Annotated in this window: 14 protein-coding genes and 2 pseudogenes; 9 read left to right on the top strand and 7 right to left on the bottom strand. The window is 69.8% G+C overall.

The annotated features are described in order from the left end of the window. Positions 1-6 precede the first annotated feature (6 nt). Positions 7-543 (top strand): GbsR/MarR family transcriptional regulator, encoded by a 537-nt coding sequence (locus tag L3V18_RS07300; RefSeq protein ID WP_237054015.1) that lies wholly within the window; start codon positions 7-9, stop codon positions 541-543. Between the two features lie 180 nt (positions 544-723). Here L3V18_RS07300 and L3V18_RS07295 read toward each other — a convergent pair whose 3' ends face one another. Both L3V18_RS07295 and tal read right to left on the bottom strand, forming a co-directional pair. Then, a complete protein-coding gene (locus tag L3V18_RS07295; protein WP_237054014.1) occupies positions 724-2,067 on the bottom strand; it encodes an MFS transporter in 1,344 nt (447 codons plus the stop codon). Next, the gene (tal, locus tag L3V18_RS07290) at positions 2,064-3,029 is read right to left on the bottom strand and encodes a transaldolase (RefSeq protein ID WP_237054013.1); all 966 of its coding nucleotides are present in this window, start codon (positions 3,027-3,029) and stop codon (positions 2,064-2,066) included. Before tal ends, L3V18_RS07295 begins: the two co-directional genes overlap by 4 nt. A gap of 200 nt (positions 3,030-3,229) precedes the next feature. Here tal and L3V18_RS07285 point away from each other — a divergent pair, with 200 nt between their 5' ends. After that, entirely contained in the window at positions 3,230-3,967 is a 738-nt protein-coding gene (locus L3V18_RS07285; RefSeq protein WP_237054012.1) for an NYN domain-containing protein, read from the top strand. A 141-nt stretch (positions 3,968-4,108) separates the two neighbouring features. On the opposite strand, the pseudogene L3V18_RS07280 reads toward L3V18_RS07285, so the two are convergent. Both L3V18_RS07280 and L3V18_RS07275 read right to left on the bottom strand, forming a co-directional pair. Beyond that, a pseudogene (locus L3V18_RS07280) lies at positions 4,109-4,225 on the bottom strand (glutathione S-transferase C-terminal domain-containing protein); the annotation flags it as partial. 229 nt (positions 4,226-4,454) lie between these two features. Continuing rightward, positions 4,455-4,634 (bottom strand): annotated as a pseudogene (locus L3V18_RS07275) (glutathione S-transferase N-terminal domain-containing protein); the annotation flags it as partial. Positions 4,635-4,851: 217 nt separating this feature from the next. On the opposite strand from L3V18_RS07275, the gene L3V18_RS07270 reads away from it, so the two are divergent. The 4 genes from L3V18_RS07270 (at position 4,852) to L3V18_RS07255 (ending at position 12,547) form a co-directional block, all read left to right on the top strand. Next, complete coding sequence (locus L3V18_RS07270; RefSeq protein WP_237054011.1) at positions 4,852-5,514, top strand: response regulator; 663 nt, start codon at positions 4,852-4,854, stop codon at positions 5,512-5,514. Positions 5,515-5,540: 26 nt separating this feature from the next. Continuing rightward, positions 5,541-7,370 carry a sensor histidine kinase gene (locus tag L3V18_RS07265; RefSeq protein ID WP_237054010.1) on the top strand — a complete coding sequence of 610 codons (1,830 nt, stop codon included), beginning with the start codon at positions 5,541-5,543 and terminating at the stop codon, positions 7,368-7,370. Positions 7,371-7,497: 127 nt separating this feature from the next. After that, positions 7,498-10,581: a hypothetical protein gene (locus tag L3V18_RS07260; protein ID WP_237054009.1), complete on the top strand. Its 3,084-nt coding sequence runs from the start codon at positions 7,498-7,500 to the stop codon at positions 10,579-10,581. 178 nt (positions 10,582-10,759) lie between these two features. After that, a complete protein-coding gene (locus tag L3V18_RS07255; protein ID WP_237054008.1) occupies positions 10,760-12,547 on the top strand; it encodes a YadA-like family protein in 1,788 nt (595 codons plus the stop codon). Positions 12,548-12,855: 308 nt separating this feature from the next. Here L3V18_RS07255 and L3V18_RS07250 read toward each other — a convergent pair whose 3' ends face one another. Next, positions 12,856-15,054, bottom strand: coding sequence for a primosomal protein N' (locus L3V18_RS07250; protein ID WP_237054230.1), 2,199 nt, complete (start codon positions 15,052-15,054; stop codon positions 12,856-12,858). A gap of 714 nt (positions 15,055-15,768) precedes the next feature. Between L3V18_RS07250 and L3V18_RS07245 the strand changes: the two genes are divergently transcribed. Continuing rightward, positions 15,769-16,797, top strand: a complete 1,029-nt coding sequence (locus tag L3V18_RS07245; protein ID WP_237054007.1) for a hypothetical protein — start codon at positions 15,769-15,771, stop codon at positions 16,795-16,797. Next, on the top strand, positions 16,787-17,560 hold the full coding sequence (locus L3V18_RS07240; protein WP_237054006.1) for a DUF3106 domain-containing protein: 774 nt from the start codon (positions 16,787-16,789) through the stop codon (positions 17,558-17,560). Before L3V18_RS07245 ends, L3V18_RS07240 begins: the two co-directional genes overlap by 11 nt. On the opposite strand, the gene L3V18_RS07235 is transcribed toward L3V18_RS07240, so the two are convergent. Together L3V18_RS07235 and L3V18_RS07230 are read right to left on the bottom strand one after the other, a co-directional pair. Beyond that, positions 17,537-17,944 carry a DUF4286 family protein gene (locus tag L3V18_RS07235; RefSeq protein WP_237054005.1) on the bottom strand — a complete coding sequence of 136 codons (408 nt, stop codon included), beginning with the start codon at positions 17,942-17,944 and terminating at the stop codon, positions 17,537-17,539. The two genes, L3V18_RS07240 and L3V18_RS07235, sit on opposite strands and share 24 nt — an antisense overlap. Further along, the gene (locus L3V18_RS07230) at positions 17,941-19,203 is read right to left on the bottom strand and encodes a DUF3667 domain-containing protein (protein ID WP_237054004.1); all 1,263 of its coding nucleotides are present in this window, start codon (positions 19,201-19,203) and stop codon (positions 17,941-17,943) included. The genes L3V18_RS07235 and L3V18_RS07230 overlap by 4 nt, the downstream gene beginning before the upstream one ends. A 142-nt stretch (positions 19,204-19,345) precedes the next feature. On the opposite strand from L3V18_RS07230, the gene L3V18_RS07225 reads away from it, so the two are divergent. Further along, a complete protein-coding gene (locus L3V18_RS07225) occupies positions 19,346-20,719 on the top strand; it encodes an MATE family efflux transporter (RefSeq protein WP_237054003.1) in 1,374 nt (457 codons plus the stop codon). The last annotated feature ends 7 nt before the right edge of the window (positions 20,720-20,726 follow it).

Here is a 20,726-nt window from a genome sequence, read left to right as displayed (position 1 = left end):
TCCGTGATGTCCGATGCCGCCGAACTCTCCCCGATCGCCCGCCGCTTCGTCCTGCACTGGGGCGAGATGGGCTCGCGCTGGGGCGTGAACCGCACTGTCGCCCAGATCCACGCACTGCTGTTCCTGTCCGGACAGCCGATGCATGCCGAACAGATCGCCGCCACGTTGTCCGTGGCGCGCTCGAACGTCAGCACCAGCCTGCGCGAGCTGATCAACTACAACCTGGTGCGCACCGTGCACCTGCTCGGTGACCGACGCGATCATTTCGAAACCTCGAAGGACGTCTGGGAGCTGTTCCGCACCGTCGTGCGCGAGCGCAAGGCGCGCGAGTTCGACCCGACAGTGACGATGCTGGGCGAGTGCATCGCCGATCCCGCCATCGCCGACGAACCGCCGGAGGTCCAGGCCCGGATCAAGGAGACGCTGGCGTTGATGTCGGCACTGTCGGCCTGGGGCGATGAGATGCTGCGGCTGGAGCCGGCGACGCTGATGAAGGTGATGAAGCTCGGCAGCCGCATCCAGAAACTGCTGCGCGAAAACTAGCGGGTTGTCGAAAAGCGCATCTCCGGCGCGTCCTTCAAGTCGCGAGTCCGGCGCATGTCCGCATTCGCAATCTCCCGACATATCAGGCGCATGCGCACCTGCTTCGTGGACGCGGTCATCCCCGGCCGCCCGGGTAGGCTGTTCTTCAACGGCCTGGCCGGGCCTGTTGGTTCTTGGCGTTCAACGGGTGTCCGTGTCGATGCGCGAGGTGCGGCGCGTGTCCGGCATCGCCAGGTACACCAGCAGTGAAACGCCGATGCAGGCGGTGACGTACCAGTAGAAGCCCGATTCCATCCCCGCCTGCTTGAACCACAGCGCAACGTAGCCGGCACTGCCGCCGAACAGCCCCACCGTCAGCGCATATGGAAGGCCGACGCCGAGCGCGCGGACTTCCACCGGGAACAGCTCCGCCTTGACCACCGCGTTGATCGAGGTGTATCCGCTGACGATCGCCAGCGCGGCGAGGATCAGCCAGAACGCGTGTGTCGCGGTGGTCACCTGCTGCAGGTTCGACAGGATCGGCACCGTGCACAGCGTGCCGAGCACGCCGAACGCGATCAGCACCGGACGCCGTCCCACCCGGTCCGACAACGCACCGACGACCGGCTGCATCAGCATGTAGCAGAACAGCGTCGATGCGTTGAGCAGCGCCGCGGTCGGTCCGTCGAAGCCGGCGCTGTTGACCAGGAACTTGTGCATGTACGTGGTGTACGTATAGAACGCCAGCGTGCCGCCCATCGTCAGGCCGATCACCGTCAGTACCGCACGCGGATGCTTCATCAACTCGCGCAGCGTGCCCTGGCGGCGTTGGTGCGCGGGTGCGCGATCGCTCTCGCTGCGCTCGAACGAATCCGTTTCGAGCATGTTCCGCCGCAGCCATAGCGCTGTGACCGCCGCCAGCGCGCCGATCGCGAACGGGATCCGCCAGCCCCAGTCGCGCAGCTGCTCGTCGCTGAGGAACAGCTGCTGCAGCGCGATCAGGACTCCGAGCGCGAGCAGGTGTCCCATCACCAGGGTCACGTACTGGAAGCTCGACCAGAAGCCGCGATGCCGCGCATCCGCCATCTCGCTGAGATAGGTCGCCGAGGCGCCGTACTCGCCGCCCACGCTCAGGCCCTGCAACAGGCGCGCGAACACCAGCAGCGCTGGAGCCGCGACGCCGATCGTCGCGTATCCGGGCGTGAAGGTGATGATCAGCGAGCCGGCGCACATCATCAGCACCGACAACAGCAGCGCGGACTTGCGGCCGTGGCGGTCGGCATGGCGGCCAAGCAGCCAGCCGCCGAGCGGTCGCATCAGGAAGCCTGCGGCGAAGATCGCGGCGGTGTTCAGCAACTGCGAGGTGCGGTCGCCCTCGGGGAAGAACACGTGGGCGAAGTACAACGCGAACGCCGCGTACGTGTACCAGTCGTACCACTCGACCAGGTTGCCGACCGAGCCGGCGAAGATGCTGCGCAGGCGTTGTGCAGGCGTCAGCCCCCCTGCCGGCGTCAGGTCCCGCACCGGCGCGGCCGACACCGTCATGCCGCGACGGCGACGCCCATGCGGCCGGCCAGCAACGCTTCCAGCCTGACCTGGTCGGCAGCGAAGCGGCGGATGCCGTCGGCGAGCTTGTCGTTCGCCATCGCGTCGTCGTTGTGCTGCCAGCGGAACGCGATCTCGTCGAGGCGCGGCGGGAACGGCGCGCGGTGGCCGTCGTCGACGAGCGCGCACGCGACCTCGGCCGCGGTCGAGTCGAGTTCGCCCAGCAGTTCGGGCGAGATCGTCAGCCGGTCGCAGCCGGCCAGCGCCAGCACCTGCCCGGTGTTGCGGAAGCTCGCGCCCATCACCACGGTCTCGTAGCCGTGGCGCTTGTAGTACTGCCAGATCCGGGTCACCGACTGCACGCCGGGGTCGTCCTGCGGCGTGGTTGGACGTGCCATGCCGTTGGCGAGGTGCCAGTCGAGGATGCGGCCGACGAACGGCGAGATCAGGAACACCCCGGCCTCGGCACAGGCGACCGCCTGCGCGAACGAGAACAGCAGGGTCAGGTTGCAGCGGATGCCCTCGCGCTCGAGCTGCTCGGCGGCGCGGATGCCCTCCCAGGTCGAAGCGATCTTGATCAGCAGCCGGTCGCGGCCGATCCCGGCCTGCTCGTAGAGTGCGACCAGCTTGCGCGCCTGCGCCAGGGTCGCCTCGGTATCGAAGCTCAGCCGCGCATCGACCTCGGTCGAGACCCGGCCCGGGACCAGCTTCAGGATCTCGCTGCCGATCGCGACCGCGAGCCGGTCGCCGGCATCGGCCACGCGCGCCGCCGCGTCACTGCCACGGGCCTGTTCGACCGCCGATTCGATCAGCGGCGCATAGGCCGGCAGCGACGCCGCCTTCAACAGCAGCGACGGGTTGGTGGTCGCGTCGAGCGGGCGGAAGCGGGCGATCGCCTCGATATCGCCGGTGTCGGCGACGACCGCCGAGTACGTGCGCAGGTGTTCGAGCTGGGTGGTCATGGATGTACGAAAGGAGAGCGGGAACTCCCATTCTGTCCCATCGGCGGGACCAGCCCCAAATATGGTTTCAGCGGCAAGCGGCGGAACGTGCGGCGTGCGCGGTGGCGCCCTGGCCCCGCGTGGCAGGCTTCGGGGGCTGCCGGGAAGGCCCGGCGGTCGTTCATGCGATAGTCTCGGCAGAACCCCATCGAGGAAGCCCCGTGGCTGAAACCGAGAAGCGCATCGCCCTGCTGATCGACGCCGACAACGCACCGGCTGCGAAGATCGACGTGATCCTGGCGGAGGTCGCCCGCCACGGCGTCGCCAACGTCCGCCGTGCCTACGGCAACTGGAAGAGCCCGGCGATGAAGGGCTGGGAAGCGGTGCTGCACGAGTACGCGATCCGCCCGGTCCAGCAGTTCGCCTACAGCAAGGGCAAGAACGCGTCCGACATGGCAATGGTGATCGACGCGATGGACCTGCTCTATGCCGGCAAGCTCGACGCGTTCGCGATCGTGTCCTCGGACGCCGATTTCACCCCGCTGGTGATGCGGCTGCTGACCGAAGGCGTGAAGGTCTACGGCTTCGGCGCGCAGCAGACGCCCGAGCCGTTCGTGAACGCCTGCACGACCTTCACCTACGTCGAGGCGCTCGGACAGCCAAGCGATGCCGGCGGCGGCAGCACCAAGGCCTGGCCGGCGAAGCAGCTGCGCGGCGACACCCGCCTGGTACAGATGTTGCGCAATGCGGTGGAGGCGGCGGGCGAGGACGACGGCTGGGCGCACCTGGGCGCGGTCGGCAGCCAGATCGGCAATCAGGCCTCGTTCGACTCGCGCAACTACGGCTACCGCAAGCTCAGCGACCTCATCGACGCGATCGGGCTGTTCGAGGTCAAGCGCCAGGGTCAGGTGGTGCTGGTCCGCGACAAGCCCCGAAGCCACGGCGGACGGCGCAGCTGAGCGGACTCGGTCGCGGTCCGGTACGCCGGGCGGGAACAGGCCGCGGTAGGGTCGCGCCTCGGCCACCGCACGCGCCACCGACGGACGCGCCAGCAGGCGCGCGCGATAGCCGCGCAGATGCAGGAGCTCGTCGCCGATCGGCCTCACCCAGTCGGCGTAGAACAGGGCCGGTGCTGCCGCGCAGTCGGCCATCGTGAAGGCGTCGCCGCAGGCCCAGCGGCGCCCGGTCAGCTCGGCGTCGAGGCGCGCATAGGCGATGTCCAGCCGCTGCCGTGCCTGTTCGACGCCGAAGGCATCGCGGCCCGGCGGGCGGGCACAGGTGGTCGAGCACGATCTTCTGCATCGGCGTGGACACGTACAGGTCGAATGGACGGTCCATCCGGCGGACCGCCAGCGCCGCGTCGGGGTCGGCCGGAAGCAGGAGAGCGGGACCCGGGTGATGGCGCTGCAGGTACTCGATGATGATCGAGGTCTCCTCGACCTGGCGGTCGCCGTCGACCAGCAGTGGGAAGCGTGCGAGCGGCCAGCGGTCGCTGAACTCGGAAAGGTTGTCCGGATGCTCGGGTGACAGCATCCGGTACGCGAACGGGATGGTGTTCTCGTACAGCGCGATCAGCACCTTCTGGCTGTAGGGCGAGAACGGGTGGGCGAACAGTTGCAGGTTCATGGGACGCTCCTCGGCGTGGTCTTCCCTGCGACGAGCGGGCTCCGCGTCCTTCGACATGACGTCCGCGGTCGGGATCGGCGTACGCAGGCGCAGCTCCCTGCATCCGGGCTGCTGCCAGCCCGAGACGGCACGGCGGACGGCGGTGTCACGTGCTGGGTCTGAGCATGCGCTGCTACACTGGCGTGGCCTCAGCGCGTCTGCAGAGGCAGGGGACGCCATGCAGCCGCAGCCGATCGAGCTCAATCCGGTGCTGATCGTCGAGGACGACGCGGCGGCGCGCGCGCGTCTGCTGCGGCTGATGCGGGATCTGGCCGGCGATCAGGCGCGAATCGAGACGGTGACCGACCTGGCTGCCGCGCGCGAGCGCCTGCAGCGGTCCGACTTTGTCCTGGCACTTGTCGACGTGCAGCTGCCGGATGGAAACGGCGTGGACCTGATCGCGTGGATCGCGCAGCAGTTGCCGCAGCTGCAGTCGGTGATCGTCTCGGCCTATGCCGAGGAGGACACCATTCTGGCCGCGGTGCGTGCCGGCGCGATCGGTTACCTGCTCAAGGACCGCGACGACGATGAGCTGCGGCTCTCGCTCGGGAGTCTGCAGCGTGGTGGCGCGCCGATCGACCCGCTGATCGCGCGGCGCATCCTGGCGCTGGTGCCGCCGGCTCCTGCACCTGAGCCCGCGCCCGAGGCGCAGCTGTCCAAACGCGAGCACGAGATCCTGCGCCTGGTCGCGCAGGGGTTCAGCAATCGCGAGATTGCCGAACTGGTGACGTTGTCCAGGCTCACCGTCGAATGCCACACCAAGAACATCTATCGCAAGCTCGCGGTGGGCTCGCGCACCGCGGCGGTGTTCGAGGCGCGCGCGCTGGGACTGCTGAGCTGAGACCGCGGCACGCCGGCGCCAGTCGCGTGCGCGCATGCCTGCATTGGCTGCTGGTCGCGTTCGTTGCGATGGCGTTCGCCGGGTTCGTCCATGCCGCGGACGAGCCCGGCGTGACCGTGCTGGAGCATGGCGAGGCCGCGCGTTCGGACTGGCACGCCAAGGCGCCGCCGGCCGCGGGCTGGATGCCGGTGACCCTGCTGGACCTGTGGCACGAGCGCTGGCCCGGACACGACGGCGTGGTCTGGTACCGGCTGCGGTGGCACCAGGACGACCCGCGCCGGCCGACCGCGCTGCTGGCCGACTACATGAGCATGAGCGGTGCGGTCTACGTCAATGGCGAGGCGGTCGCACGCGATCCCAGCCTGGTCGAACCGCTGTCGCGTACCTGGCACGCACCGCACTACGTGCTGCTGCCGGCGTCGCTGTTGCGTGCCGGCGAGAACGTCGTGTGGCTGCGCGTATCCGGCCTGAGCGCCTACCAGCCCGGCGCCGGGCTTGTGCGTGTAGGCGATCCGCGCGCATTGCAGCAACGCTACCGCAGCGAGCGCTTCCAGCGCTACGACATCAAGCTGATCAACCTGGCGATGTCGGCAGTGCTGGGCGGGGTGTTCCTGTTGGTGTGGCTGCTGCGGCGCAAGGACAGCGTGTACGGGTGGTTCGCGCTGACCGAACTGGCCGGAGCGCTGTACGGCTACAACCACATCGCCACCACCGTCTGGCCGCTGCCCGGCACCGACGCCTGGCAGGCGTTCAATGCCGCGTTCTACGTCGTCGCCGCCGCCAGTTACGCGTTGTTCCTGCTGCGCTACTGCGAGCGCCGTCATCCACGCCTGGAGCGCGTGCTGGCGGTGCTGTCGGTTCTGGCCCTGCTGTCGGCGGCGCTGGTGCCGGCGTGGATGGGGCATCATCGCAACCTGTGGTTCGCCGTCGGCGGGCTGTGCTACTACGTCGCGATCGGCTGGTTCCTGGTCCAGGCCTGGCGCAGCCGCCGTCCCGACGCGCTGGTGCTGGCCGCCTGCCTGCTTCTGCCGGTGCTGGTGTCGTTCCGCGACTTCGCCCTGTTCTTCGGCTGGGTCGAAGGCACCACCTACTGGCTCAGTCTGACCTCGGTGCTGACCCTGATCGGCATCGGCTTCGTGCTGTCCTACCGCTTCGTGACCGCGATGCGGCAGGTGGAAGGCTTCAACCTGGAGCTCAAGCGCGAGGTGGAAGCAGCCACCACCGAGCTGGCCACGACGCTGTCGCGCCAGCACACGCTGGAGCTCGCGCACAGCCGCGCCGGCGAACGCCTGCAGCTGGTGCGCGACCTGCACGACGGCTTCGGCAGCACCCTGATCGCCACCATCGCGCAGCTGGAGGCAGCGCCGGGCGACACGCCCCGGACGCAGGTGATCGCCACCCTCAAGGAACTGCGCGACGACCTGCGCCTGGTGATCGACAGCACCGCGCGCGAACACGCCGACCTGCCGGCGCAGCTGGCGCCGTTGCGGCACCGCCTGGCACGGCTGCTGGACACCGCCGACATCGACAGCCGCTGGCAGTTGCAGGGGCTGGAAGGAATTGAACTGGACAGCGCCCGCAGTCTGGACCTGCTGCGGCTGCTGCAGGAAGCGCTGACCAACGTCTACAAGCACAGCCGCGCGCGCCGGGTGGAGGTGACGCTGCACCGGGTCGGCACGCAGTTGCGACTGGCCATCGAGGACGACGGTCAGGGAATCGGTGCGGCCGCGCGGGCCGACGGCGGCGCCGGCCTGGCCAGCATGCGCCTGCGCGCGCGGCGCCTGGGCGGGGAGCTGCGGATCGAATCCGGCGACGCCGGCACCGCGCTGCGCGTGGAGTTTCCGTTGCCGGTCTGACGTTCCGCGCATCGCTCTACCCGATTTCGGGGATGTCCGGGCCGTCATCGTCGCCGCATCGTGACACTGCAGCCGTGCCCGCGCGCGGCCTGCGTGCGTCGCGACTCCGCCCTGCCAAGGATCCGTCATGCCCGGCAACCCATCGCAAGCGCCGACTGGTGGCGCCTCCGTCGCTGCGTCGGCGCCGATATCCGAAGAACTGTCCGCATTCCTGGCCGAGCATGGGATCGCGCCCTTCTCCAGCTTGCTGCAGGCGCAGGAAGTCACCGCGCTGGACGAGTTCGCCGAGCTGGTCAAGGACAAGATGCTGCGCGAATCGCTGCAGAAGGCGTTCATCAAGTGGAAGGCGCCGGAAACAAGGCGCAATGACGCCAATGGACAAGGTGAATCACAGCTGGAGCCGAGCAGGGAGGACCTCTCGGCCGGTCACCAGCGGGCGCTTGCCGCGTTCGAAAGACTGAAGGCGGAGAGCATCGGCAAGCAGGTCAAGGACTTCCGCAAGCGCCGCGCGCCTGCGCCTGAAGAAGCGAAATACCAGGCAACCCAGGAGCTGAAGGACTACCTGACCGAGGAGGGCTTTCCGGCGGAGAGCGTGCCGGTCTTCGAGGAGCACGGCGTCTACTCGGTCGGCGCCCTGAGCGACCTGTGTGCAGACCAGGCGCGCAAGGACAGGCTCGAGGCCGCACTCAGGCAAGGGGGCGTCGTTGGCGGGCGCAAGTTTCCTGCGTCCGACAGTGCGGGCGAATTGCTCAAGGGGTTGTCGCCTGGAAAGGTCGAAGCCGCGACCAAGCCGCCGATCCAGCCCGAGACCTTGCAGTCCGAGGAGGCGCAGGCACGCCGCAAGCGGCTTGAGGAGGCAATCGCCAAGGTCGAGGAGTTGCGCCAGGCCTGCGTCAGTGACGCAGGCGCCAACCTGGAGTCGATGAAGAAACGCGCCGAAACCGAACTGGCCGCGATGCTGGAACGTGCAGGCGTCGGCGCGGTGCTGTCCCGACTGGACAAGGGCTCCTTCGCCAGCCTCGACGCATTGAACTCGGCGCTGGCCGATATCGACAAGGGTCTGGGCGATGCGATCGGCAGGGAGCTGCTGAAGTCGCTCGACAAGGATCCGCCGCTGGAGAACGGCAAGCTGGTCGAGTTAAACGGCCTGCGCCACGGCGTGGTGCTCACCGTGGCTGGCGTGCGCGATGCCTGCGGCGCGGAGCTCGTGGACGTGGCCGCAAGCGTCAGCTACAGCAACGAGGGCTATCGCGAAAGCATCGCCCAGTACGACAACGAATCCTCGTACCAGTATGCGGAGAAGACGGTCGAGCGTTCGTCCTCGGCATTCTCGACCTCCGAGCGCATCAGCGGCGGCGGTATCGGCCAGTCCGGACTGTTCGCCCTCAGCGCGGCCGGATCCTATGCCCGCGCCAGGTACGAGCAGAAGGAGTCCACCGCCGCCGGCCGCCGCAGCCAGGCCAGCAAGCTCGCGGTGCGCAAGATCGAAATGGTCAACGCGCGGGTGCGCTTGGCCAGGACGGACGCGCGGCTGGGCCGCGAGGCCGCCGCCGCCGCGACGCGGATCGCCGCGGAAACGGACGAGGCGCAGGCGGCGGAGCGTGCTCGCGATTTCATCGACGAATTCGGCAGCCATCTGTTCTGCGACATCAAGCTGGGCGGCTGGTACAAGAGCGTGGTCCGGGCCGAAGCCCTGGCCGGGGACAGCATCGGCGTGTTGTCCAAGGCCGCCAGCCTGGCGGCGGGCTGGAAGGCCTCCGGTGCGGCGACCTACGTGGGACTCAACTTCATGGCCAGCGCGGCCACCGCCAACGAGGGCGACAAGACGCAGGCCGATGGTTTCAGCAAGGACGAGCGCGACCAGCTCAAATCGGTGCAGATCGATATCAGCTCGCACGCGGTGGGCGGCCTGCCGGGCCTGTCGGCCGACCTGTGGAAGTACAGCCTGAGCAGGAACCAGAACTGGCGGGTGGTCGACCGGCACCGGCCGGTGGCGGCGTGGACGCTGCTGCGTGAGGCCGGCGTCGGCAGCCTGACCGAGGAGCAGAAGGAACTGGTCTGCCGCCGCCTGGAGCACAGTTGGGTGCGCGACTACTTCCTGCCCGACCTGGTGGCGCTGGATGCGGACTTGAAGGACAACGAGGCGCTGATGAAGGCGGAGTCGGTGGCCGGGCTCGTGGAGGCGGTCACCGGGTTGATGCGCCCGCCGTCGTTGCGCCTGTGCTGCTTCCGCAAGACCCTCCCCGCCAGCAGGACCCTGCGTGTCGCACTGGAGCTGCCCGAGCACTACAAGATCCTGTCCGGCGGCGCGTCCACGCTGAAGACGGACAAGGGCAACTTCCTCATCTCGAGCTATCCGAGCTACGACCCGGCGCTCAGGCGCTGGGCCTGGCATGCCGAGATGCGCGACATCAGGCATGCCTCCAACGACGAGCATGAAATCGCCGTGATCGCCGTCTACGATCCGGACGACGAATGGGATGTGCGGCTGTTCGCCAGCCAGAGCCAAGGCCTGGAAGCCCACCATAGCGAGCTGGCGGTTGCCGAGTCGGGGTATCTGATCACCGGCGGCGGCGGGCGCATCGATCGATTCGGCTGGGCCGCGCTGACCCAGTGTGGCTTCGAGCCCGCCGCCGCACCGAAACCGGGCTTTCGTGTCGTCTCGCGCAGTTGCCTGAAGAACAGCCACCACCAGTTGACCGCGATCGCCGTCGGCCTGAGACCCCGCAATGGGACCCGTCTGGTACCCGTCTATCCTGGCGAGACGGGGGAGAAGGCCGCTCACCCAGACGTCAGGTTCACGCGCAAGAGCCGCGGCGAAGTGTTCCTTGGCGGCGGCGTGAGCACACAATCCGAGGGCGATAACTTCCTGCTCGGCTCATGCCCGATCATCGACGATTCCAACGGGGTAGCGGGATGGAAGGCCAGCGGCAAGGATCACGAGCGCACCTCCGAGGTCGCCATGACGGTGACCATGGTGGGCGTGACCAATGTTGCGTTCGAGTACCACGTGCCACAGGACAAGGACAAGGCGCAACTGCGCGAGGACTCAGGCCAGTTCTGCATGGAATGCGGTCATGTTGGACCGTGGACGCGGATCGATACGTGGCCGCATGACTTCAAGGTCGCCTTCAACCCGGTCCAGAAGCGGTACCTTTTCCAGTGTGCGAACAAGGAGTGCGGGGCGATCATGAGCACCGAAGGGGCATAGCCCGGTCGCGGCCATCGTGGCAGTGCCGGAGAAGTCCACGGCGGGCGGGGCCGTGGCTGGCACTACCTGATCTCGGGGATGTGCAGGTCGATGGCGAGCGCGACACTGGTCACATTCCGCCTGGGGGGCGGAACGGCATCCCGAGGCCTCCCGGCACCTGCCCAGAGCGAGGACCTCCATGTCGAACCCATCTGCCCGGGCGCTGCGCCCGCTTGCGCTCGCCGTTGCCCTGCTGGCGGCCGCCGCGTCCCTGCCGGCGATGGCCGGTGCCACCTGCGAACTGCTCGACGCCGCGGGCAGCCCGATCGGCGATGGCGGTGCCGATGCCGGCAACGACACCGGCGAGCAGTCCGACGCCATGGCGTGCGGGCGCGACGCGGCGGCCACCTGGCCCGCAGCCACCGCACTCGGCGACGCCAGCCAGGCGCTCGGTTCGCGCAGCGTCGCGCTGGGCTCGAGTTCGGTAGCCAACGCCGCCGATACGGTTTCGCTGGGCCACGGCGCGGACGACCTCGATGTCTTCGGCAATCCGTTCGGCAGCGACCTCGACCGCCGCCTGAGCCACCTCGCCGACGGCATCGACGCGACCGATGCGGTCAATGTGCGCCAGTTGAACGCAGCGATGGCCGATGCCGGGTCGCCCTACGTGGCCGTCAATGCCGCAGCCAGCGACATCGGCACCGCCGATGCGCAGGCGGCGCGGCTGGGCTCGATCGCGATCGGCAGCAACGCGATGGCGAACACCTCCGGGAACAATTACGGCATCGCCATCGGTGCGGCCAGCCAGGCGCAGGGCTACAGTTCCGTCGCGATCGGGCCAATGGCGACCACCGGCACCTCCGCGTTCGGGTCGGTCGCGCTCGGCCTGTACGCGGTCGCCAACGAAGCCGGCGTGGTGTCGTTCGGGCATGCCGCGGGGGACTCGGCATTCCTGCCGGGCAGCGGCAACACCATCACCTTCGATACCGAACAGACGCGCCGGCTGATCCACGTCGGCGCCGGCACGGCAGACACCGACGCGGTCAACCTGTCGCAGTTGCATCCGCTGGCAAGCGCGCTGGGCGCGGGCGCGAGCTACGCCGGCGGCGTGTTCGCTCCGCCTGCCTACGGCATCCAGGGCGCGAACTACTCCGATGTCGGATCCGCGTTCGCGGCGGTGGACGTGCGGCTGAGTCAGCTGCAGACGAGCATCGATGGCATCGCGGCCACGCCTGGCCCGCAGGGGCCAGAAGGGCCGCAGGGGCCAGAAGGGCCGCAGGGACCGGCAGGACCGCAGGGACCGGCAGGACCGACAGGGCCACAAGGACCGGTGGGACCGCAAGGACCGGCAGGGCCACAGGGCCCGGCGGGGCCAGGCAGCGAGCTGGCGGTCGAATACGACGGCAGCGATTCGGGATCGATCACTCTGGGGGGCGCGGATGGCACGGTGATTTCCAACGTCGCCGATGGCACGGCGGCCGGCGATGCCGTGAACAAGCGCCAGATGGATGCCGGCGATGCGGCGACGCTGGCGTCGGCCGGGGACTACACCGACGCGCGCGAAACCACGGTGCGCAGCGACATGGCCGCCGCCGATGCCGCCACCCTGCAGGCGGCACGGAGCCACGCGCGATCGGCCGCGGGCGGGGCGTTGCAGTCGGCCAATGCGTACACCGACTCCCAGGTGGCAGTGCTCAACGATCGCTTCGACATGTTGGCCAGGGGAGTGGATCAGCGTCTGCGCGGCTACGACCGGCGCCTGGACCGGATCGGAGCGATGGGTGGCGCGATGGCCGCGGCCGCGCTCAACACCGCCGGCCTGTCGGGACGCAATCGCGTGGGCGTCGGCGTGGGCTCGCAGGGTGGCGAGAACGCACTGGCGATGGGCTACCAGCGCGTGATCGGCGAGCGGATGAGCTTCTCGCTGTCGGCCGGGTTCTCGGGTGACGAGAGCAGCGTCGCCGCCGGCGCCGGCTTCAGCTGGTAACCGGGGTGCTGCACGTTCCGGCATCGACACGGGCACCGACGGTAGCGATCAGGCTTCCAGGAGACGAGAACCCTTCAGCCACGGCGGACACGATCGCTTCCCCGACCCGACCATAGAAGCGATGCAAGCCGCGATGAAGCTCTCCCGCGAAGACCGGTCGGGGCCGCTCCCATTGAGGGCTTGGGCGGGTCTCTGCCGCCCCCCGCCCCCGTAACCCGGCCGAGCGCGGCGCACCCGGTATGAGCGCGGTCTGCCCCGGGTGCGCCTTGCAGGCTGACCCGGGCCACGCCCTCCGTCCCCGCCCTGGCTCAGTACAGATCGACCGGGTCGATGTCGAGCGACCAGCGGACCCTGCGCGATTCCGGCGATGCGTGGATCGCCGGCAGCGCCGCGTCCAGCGCCGCATGCAGGGCGCGCCGGTCGGGCGAACCCAGCAGCAGCTGCGCGCGCTGGTAGCCGGCGCGGCGCGGCATCGGCGCCGGCAGCGGCCCATTGACCTCGATCGCCGCATCGGCCGCGGGCGCCGCACGCAGCGCGTCGCGGGCGGCGCGCAGGAACGCCTCGGCCATTTCCACCTGCCGGGCTTCGGCCCGCAGCATCGCCATGTGCGCGAATGGCGGGAAGCCCGCGGCCTCGCGCAGCGGCAGCTCGGCGTCGGCGAAGGCGTGATAGCCGCCGGCCAGCAGGGTCGCCAGCAGCGGGTGTCCGGGATGGTGGGTCTGCAGCAGCACCTCGCCGGGCTTGAGCGCGCGGCCGGCACGGCCGGCGACCTGGATCAGCAACTGGGCGAGCTTTTCCGGTGCGCGGAAGTCGGCGCTGAACAGTCCTTCGTCGATGCCGACCACGGCGACCAGGGTCAGCCCGGCCAGATCGTGGCCCTTGGCCAGCATCTGGGTGCCGACCAGGATCCCGGGCTCGTCGCCGAACTCGGCCAGCAACCGCTCCATCGCGTCGCGCCGCTGGGTGCTGCCGCGGTCGATCCGCAATATCCGGGTATCGGGGAAGCGCGCCTTCAGCGCATCCTCGATCCGTTCGGTCCCGGCACCCTGCGGCTGCAGCGCCAGGCTGCCGCAGTCCGGACAGGCATCGGGCACGCGCTGGCGCGCGCCGCAGTGGTGGCACTGCAGCCGGCGGCCGCCGGCGTGCACGGTCATCGGGGTGCCATGAAGCTCGGTGCTGCAGCGCGGACACTGCGCCGACCAGCCGCAGTCGTGGCACAGCAGTACCGGCGCATAGCCGCGGCGGTTCTTGAACACCAGCACCTGGCCGCGATCGGCGAGCGCGCGTCCGATCGCATCCAGCAGTTCCGGCGACAGGCCGGCTTCGAGCGGGCGCTTGCGCACGTCGATCACCCGCACCTGCGGCGGTTTCGCATCGCCGGCGCGGCGGTTCAGCCGCAGGTGGGCATAACGGCCGGCCCCGGCATTGCGCAGCGACTCCAGCGACGGCGTCGCGCTGCCGAGCACGACCGGCACCGCCAGCGCCTTGCCGCGGACCAGGGCGAAGTCGCGGGCGTGATAGCGGATCCCGTCGAGCTGCTTGAAGCTGCCATCGTGCTCCTCGTCGACCACGATCAGCCCCGGCTCCGGCAGCGGCAGGAACACCGCCGAACGGGTGCCGACCACGACCCGCGCCTCGCCACGCGCCGCCGCTGCCCAGACCCGCGCGCGCTCGCCGTCGGCCAGTCCGGAGTGCAGCGCATGCACCGGTACGCCGAGGCGGGCGCGGAAACGGGCCAGAGTCTGCGGCGTGAGGCCGATCTCCGGCACCAGCACCAGCGCCTGGCGCCCGCGTGCCAGACAATCGGCGATCGCGTGCAGGTAGACCTCGGTCTTGCCGCTGCCGGTGACGCCGTCCAGCAGCAGCGCTGCGAAGCCATCGCGCGCGGCCAGCACGGTGTCGACGGCGGCCCGCTGCTCGTCGTTGAGCATCGGTCCCGTGGCGGCTGCGATCGGCTCGCGCGACGGCGGCAGCGCGACACGTTCGGCCAGCCCGCGCTTTTCCAGGCTCCGCGCGGCCGCGCGCCCGCCCTCGATCTGTGCAAGAGCTTCTTCCCCGAGGGGGCCGGCGGCGAGCCGCCCGGCGAGCTCGCGCGGACGGCCGCCACGCATTCCAGCCAGAGCGGTGGCGCCGGCTTCGGTCAGCCGCCAGCACCAGTCGCGGGTATCCGGCAGGGGTTCGCCATGCCGCAGCGGCCCGGGCAGCGCGGTCGCGAGCACCTCGCCTAGGGGGGCGTGGGTGTAGCGGGCCAGCCAGCGCAGCGAGTCGAGCAGCTCGCCGTGCAGCAGCGGGGCCTCGTCGAGGCGGGCGACGACGGCTTTCAGTTCCCCGGCCGCGGGATCGGCCAGCCCGGTCGCCGCGACCACCCCGATCCGGTCGCCGCTTCGTCCGAACGGCACCCGGACCCGGCAGCCGACCGGGTCTTCGCCAGTGTCATCGGCCGGCGGCAGGTAATCGAACAGCTTCGGCAGCGGTACCGGCAGGGCGATCCGCCATACCGGCCGCATCGCCGTGGCGGGGGCAGGCGAGGAGGCGGGGAGGTCGGTAGAGGGGACCGCAGGCATCGGGTCAGTCTAGGTCCGCCGCTGCGATCGCGACAGGTGCGCGCCCGCTGGCGACGGCACTACGTCGGCGCGCAGCGACTGTGGTCGGGGCGAACGGCACGACCATGTTTCAGTTGCAGGTCATTGTTTCTTGCTGCGTGATGAACGTCACGCAAGTTGCCGGACCCAAAGGAGAAATTTCCTTATCCACACCGACTGTGGATAACTCTGTGCATGCCGTGTCGGCAGATGGGCGTAACGTCGGTGCAACAAGCCTTCCCGCCAGCTTGGCTAAAAAATAGCCACTGCTACATTTTCTTTATGCATCAATGAGTTGTCCGTGAAACATTGCCGACATCAACGGGTGGGGCTTCGTCCCGGAGGCATCGGTGACGGTTTTTTTACTGCTGTGCACAACCGCATCGACGACGCAAACCGCGCCCCGCCTTGCGGAGCAGGGTTTACGCCGATGTCAAGCCTGAACCGGTGCGTCGATCACCTGCCCTGAAGGCGTCCTGCGGTACGCGCCGCCCCCCGGGCACGCCGATCCCGATTCAGGCAGGCGTGTCCGGAAGGGTGTGCTCGGACGGACGTGTTCAGGCGGGCGTGGCTATCATCCGCTGACGACGGTCGTGAGCCGTCGCCTCTTTCCTCCGATCGCCCTTTCCCGCCCGACCCGTGTCCGACCGCGCGCGCCGCGAACCCCGACCTGCTTCCGCCGCGCTGGCCGCGTTCATGCGGGGCGTCGAGCGGCGGGCGGCGGTGCTGGCCGAACTGCAGGCCGGCGATGCCGCGGTCGGCGATGCCGCGGTCGAGGCGGCCTTGTCCGCGTTCCGCTCCGGATCCGACGACCTGTCGATGAACGAATGGCCGCAGCGTTTCTGGGCGATGCTGCTGGCGCAGCCGACCCTGCAGCGGCATGCCGGCGTGGCGATCCCGCTGGAAGCCACCGACCGCCTGGCCGAGCTGGGTCACGGGCCGCGTGCGGCACTCCTGCTGCACCTGGCGGCCGGCCTCGGCGAAGAAGATGCGGCGGCGATCCTCGGGATCGGCGCGGCCAGCTACCGGCTCGCAGTGCGCCAGGCGCTCGCCGACCCGACCGGGAGGCTGTCCGAGCAGCAGGCCTGGCTGCAGATGCGCGAGCAGGTGCAGCGACGCATACGAACCCTCTCCGCACCGCGCCTGGCGCGCTTGGCGCATGCCCGGGAGGCGGCGCTCGGCGGGGGCACGGCGGAGTCCGGCCCGGCGTCCGGAGCGGCGCCTGTGCCAGAGCGTACGGGCGGCCGGACGACGAAACCGCCGGGACGTCGCCGCGGCCTGCTCGTGCTGTTGTGGCTGCTGCTGGTGCTGTGCCTGGTGGCGCTCGCGGCGACGTTCTGGTGGCCGTTTCCGGGCGCGTCGCCGTTCGGAAACCGGCTGCCGGGAGCCAACGGGACATCCCCGGTACGGATCGAGCCGCTGCCGGACGCCGAGTCCCCCGCCCAGCGTTACGACCCGGTCAGCGCGCTGATCACCCATCCGGATTTCGAACGCCTCGCCGATCCGGAGGCCGCAGCGGTCGCCGACGACCTGGCGTTCTACAGCTGGCTGGCGGCACAGGCCGACGGTCCGCCCGATCCGATGCTGCCGGCGCTCGACGATCGCCCGCCATCGCAGGCGCCGGAGACCTCCGCCGCACCCGAGACCGAGGCCGGCGATGCGCTGTGACAGGCGGATATCGACCCGCCCGACGCGAGCGGCCACCGCGCTGGCGACGCTGGCCCTGGCCGTCGCCAGTGCAATGGCGATGGCGACGCCGCCGAGCCCATCGCCGATGCCGACCGCGGTCGCCGAGCATGTCGAGGGCGCCGAAAGCGGGCATCCGGACACCGCCACGACGGCGGTCGCGCCGGTGTCGCTGGACGCGCTGCCCGAGCCACTGGCCCGGCTGCTGCCGCAAATGCCCGAGCCCGATGCGATGCGTCTGCGCCGGCGCGCGACCCGCTGGCAGGCCTGGCCGCCCCAGGCGCACGCGGCGTTCGCCGAGCGGGCCGCCGCCTGGGACGCGTTGACGTGGGAGCAGCGCGCGCGCCGCCGCGAGGCCTGGCAGGCCTGGCAGGCGCTGCCGGACGAGCAGCGTGAACGGGTGCGCGGGATCGCGGACGGATTCGCGCAGCGGCCGAAAGCCGAGCAGGACGATCTGCGCATGCGGTTCGCGGCCCTGCCGCAGGAGCAGCGTCGCGGCTGGCTGCTGGGGCCGATGCTGGGTGCCGACTATCCCGCGCTGCACCCGTTGCTCGCGCAGTTGCCGGCCGAACAGCAGCGCCCGTTGCTGGACGTACTCCGTTCGATGACCGCCGCCCAGCGCCGGCAACTGGGCGTGCTGGTCCAGCGCACTCCACCGCAGGCGCGCGATGCACTGCGCCTGGAACTGATCGCGACTCCGGCGGATCGGCGTCAGCAGTGGCTATGGGACCGGCTCGGACGCTGAGTGCCGGCGGTCGTGCCCCCCGCATGCCAACGATGCCAGCACCCTTCGCGAGGCATTGAAGCGCCCGCCGAAGCGGGTTTCGCCGTCGGCACGCAGCCGCGGCGCATGATCGCGCAGGTAGCGCTCCAGCGCCGTCGCGTCCTGCAACCGGTATTGCACGCACAGCGCGACCCGGCCGGCGGACGCGACCGGATCGACGACCTCGAACACCTCGGCGCCGGTGAAGCCCGGCAATGCACGGATCTCCGCCACATGCGCCTGCAGCCAGACCAGATAGGCGTCGATGACGCCGGCTTCGACGTCCAGGTTGACCTCGTAAACGACCGTCGCCGGGCGCGGGGCCGGAGAGTTGTCGCCGTCGGGCGCGCCGCGATCGCCGGTCATATCGGCTTGGCCAGGGTGGCGATGAACATCAGCGACGCGGCCAGCGCCAGCATGAAGAAGTAGACATAGCCGATCACCAGGTACTTGAGCAGCGTCATCGCCCAGCCCTGCCGGTAGACCCGCTTCTGCATCAGCAGCAGGTACAGCGGCATCCACATGCATATCGCCAGGATCGCCGTTCCGGTCAGCCACGACAGCCACGGCAGCGCGGTGGCTGTCGCTTCTCCCAGACCGATCAGCAGGAAGATCACGGTGAGCGCGATCAGCAGGAAACAATGGCTGTACAGCGCGATCGTCAGGTGCTCCAGGTACAGGCGGCGCTTGAACAGGTAGGCGACCTTCAGCAGCAGCGCGAACACCGGTACCAGCAGGAACAGCGCCGACGGCAGCGAGGTCATGAACGCCTGGAACCACAGCTCCGGACGACTGCCGATCCGTTCGACATTGGCGCGGGCGTAGCCGAGCCTGCGGTTCAGCCAGTCGTTCGCGAACTGCGGCAGCCAGCCGATCCGGACCGGGTGCTTCTCCGGGTCCCAGGCCTCGGAATCGGAAGTGAACAGCGGCCCCTCCCACTCCGGCTGCACGGCCGCATCCCCGGGCGAGGGTTCGACGCCAGCTGTGGCGGACGAGGGTGGAGCGTCCGTCGAACCATCGACCGGCTCCGTCGCCGTCGTACCTCCGGCCGCGGTGCGCCGGCGCAGCTGTGCGATGCGGTTGTCGGCTTCGCCGCGGATGCGGATCTCCTCCTTGATCATCACCGCGTCCAGCCCGGGAATCGGCGCGTTCTGTGCGATCTCACGGCGTCCTTCGGCCAGCTCCTGCAGCAGCCGGTCGCGCTCGCGCTCGACCTCCTCGACACTGCCCGCCCGGGTGATCGCATCGATGTCGGCGGCCTCGGTGCGCATCTCGACGTCGAAGTGCACCATCAGCTTGCCGAGGAAGAAGGTCAGCAGGCTGAGAATCACGAACATCCGCAGCGGCGCGATGTACCGCACGCGATGGCCGGCGAGATACTCGATCGCGGTGCGCCCCGGCACGAGCAGGTCGCGCAGGGTGCGGAACACGCGGCCATCCAGGTGCCAGAACGATTCGAACACCTCCTCGATCGCGTGGCCGACATGACGCACCGGACTGTGCATGGATTGGCCGCAGGCATGGCAGTAATGGCCCTGCAGCGGCGTGCCGCAGTTCTCGCAGCGGCCGTGTTCGGCGGGGGGCGGGACGGCATCGGCGAGGACGCCGGCGGTTTGTTCGGTCATGGCGACAGCGCGCTCCCCGCGCACCGGATCGGGAAATTGTGGTCAGGGTCGGCAGACCCTAAGATAGCCGCCTGCCGTGACCCGGCGCCAGCGCGCGACAACCGATCGCTGCCGGCCGAAGTCGCGCGGTCCCCCGTCTCCGATGTCCTCCGCCCCGTTTTCGCCCCCGCCGTTCGGCCGGGAAGTGCGCGCTTCCGCCGTCCTGGCTGCGCCGCTGGTGCTCGGTCATCTCGCCACCGGCCTGATCAGCTTCGTCGACAGTGTGATCGCCGGCCACCATGGCACCGACACGCTGGCTTCGGTGTCGGTCGGCACCGCGATGTTCTGGCTGCCGGTGATGATCCCGATGGGCACCCTGATGGCGCTGCCGGCTGCGGTCTCGCAGCTCGACGGCGGCGCGCGCCGGCACGAGATCGGTGCGCTGTTCCGGCAGGCGCTGTGGCTGTCGGCCGGGCTCGGCCTGCTGCTGTTCGCGTTCATGTCGCTGGCGACGCTGGCGCTGGAACCGATGGGCATCGCCGCGGAGATCCGCCCCGGCGCCGAGGACTTCCTGCGCGGCATCCGCTGGGGCGTGCCGGCGCTGACGCTGTACCTGTGCATGCGCTATCTGTGCGATGGCCTGCACTGGACCCTGCCGACGATGCTGTTCGGTTTCGGCGGCCTGCTGCTGCTGGTGCCGGTCGGCTATGCGCTGACCTGGGGGGTGTTCGGGCTGCCGGAGCTGGGCGCCGGCGGCCTGGGTTTCGCTTCGGCGGCGATGATGTGGGCCCAGGCGCTGGCGTTCGCGGCGTACCTGTGGCGCTCGCCGCGGTTCGCGCAACTGCGCCTGTTCGAACGATTCGACCGGCCGCAGGGGCCGGCGATCCGTGGCCTGCTCGCGACCGGCCTGCCGATCGGGGTGACCGTGGCGATGGAAGGGGGGCTGTTCATCGCCACCGCACTGCTGATCGGCCGGCTCGGCGAGGTCCCGGCGGCCGCGCACCAGATCGCGATCAACGTCGCGGCCCTGTGCTTCATGATCCCGATGGGGCTGGCCGAGGCGACCACGGTGCGGGTCGGGCACGCGCTGGGCCGCGGCGATGCGGTTGGTGTCCGCCGCGCTGCATTCGCCGGCTACACGATCATGCTCGGTACCCAGCTGGCCTCGGCGCTGCTGCTGTTGTTCGGCAACGACTTCGTGGTCGGCTTCTACACCGCCGATGCCGCGGTTGCCGCGCTCGCGGCCAGCCTGCTGCTGTACGCGGCCACGTTCCAGTTTCCCGACGGCGTCCAGGTGCTGTCGGCCGGCGCGCTGCGCGGACTCAAGGACACCCGGTTGCCGATGATCCTGGCCGCGATCGCGTACTGGGGCATCGGCATGCCGCTGGGCGCCGGCCTCGGCCTGGGCCTGGGATGGGGGCCGAAAGGGATGTGGATCGGCCTGATCGCCGGCCTCAGCTTCGCCGCGCTGCTGCTGTCGACCCGCTTCCTGCGCGCCAGCGCGCCGCAGCGGCTGCGCCTGCCGGCGGACGGTTGAGCCGGCA

Origin of the sequence: Marilutibacter chinensis (genome assembly GCF_021725675.1) — a bacterium.
GTDB classification, from domain to species: Bacteria; Pseudomonadota; Gammaproteobacteria; order Xanthomonadales; family Xanthomonadaceae; genus Marilutibacter; species Marilutibacter chinensis.
The sequence above is the reverse complement of the archived record's forward strand: the minus strand, read 5'-3'. Positions and strand labels throughout refer to the sequence as shown.

What these genes read in the sequence shown, in the direction of transcription:
- L3V18_RS07300 (WP_237054015.1), top strand. Translation starts at nt 7, where the DNA reads ATGTCCGATGCCGCCGAACTCTCCCCGATCGCCCGCCGCTTCGTCCTG.
- L3V18_RS07295 (WP_237054014.1), bottom strand. Translation starts at nt 2,067, where the DNA reads ATGACGGTGTCGGCCGCGCCGGTGCGGGACCTGACGCCGGCAGGGGGG.
- tal (WP_237054013.1), bottom strand. Translation starts at nt 3,029, where the DNA reads ATGACCACCCAGCTCGAACACCTGCGCACGTACTCGGCGGTCGTCGCC.
- L3V18_RS07270 (WP_237054011.1), top strand. Translation starts at nt 4,852, where the DNA reads ATGCAGCCGCAGCCGATCGAGCTCAATCCGGTGCTGATCGTCGAGGAC.
- L3V18_RS07260 (WP_237054009.1), top strand. Translation starts at nt 7,498, where the DNA reads ATGCCCGGCAACCCATCGCAAGCGCCGACTGGTGGCGCCTCCGTCGCT.
- L3V18_RS07255 (WP_237054008.1), top strand. Translation starts at nt 10,760, where the DNA reads ATGTCGAACCCATCTGCCCGGGCGCTGCGCCCGCTTGCGCTCGCCGTT.
- L3V18_RS07250 (WP_237054230.1), bottom strand. Translation starts at nt 15,054, where the DNA reads ATGCGGCCGGTATGGCGGATCGCCCTGCCGGTACCGCTGCCGAAGCTG.
- L3V18_RS07240 (WP_237054006.1), top strand. Translation starts at nt 16,787, where the DNA reads ATGCGCTGTGACAGGCGGATATCGACCCGCCCGACGCGAGCGGCCACC.
- L3V18_RS07235 (WP_237054005.1), bottom strand. Translation starts at nt 17,944, where the DNA reads ATGACCGGCGATCGCGGCGCGCCCGACGGCGACAACTCTCCGGCCCCG.
- L3V18_RS07230 (WP_237054004.1), bottom strand. Translation starts at nt 19,203, where the DNA reads ATGACCGAACAAACCGCCGGCGTCCTCGCCGATGCCGTCCCGCCCCCC.
- L3V18_RS07225 (WP_237054003.1), top strand. Translation starts at nt 19,346, where the DNA reads ATGTCCTCCGCCCCGTTTTCGCCCCCGCCGTTCGGCCGGGAAGTGCGC.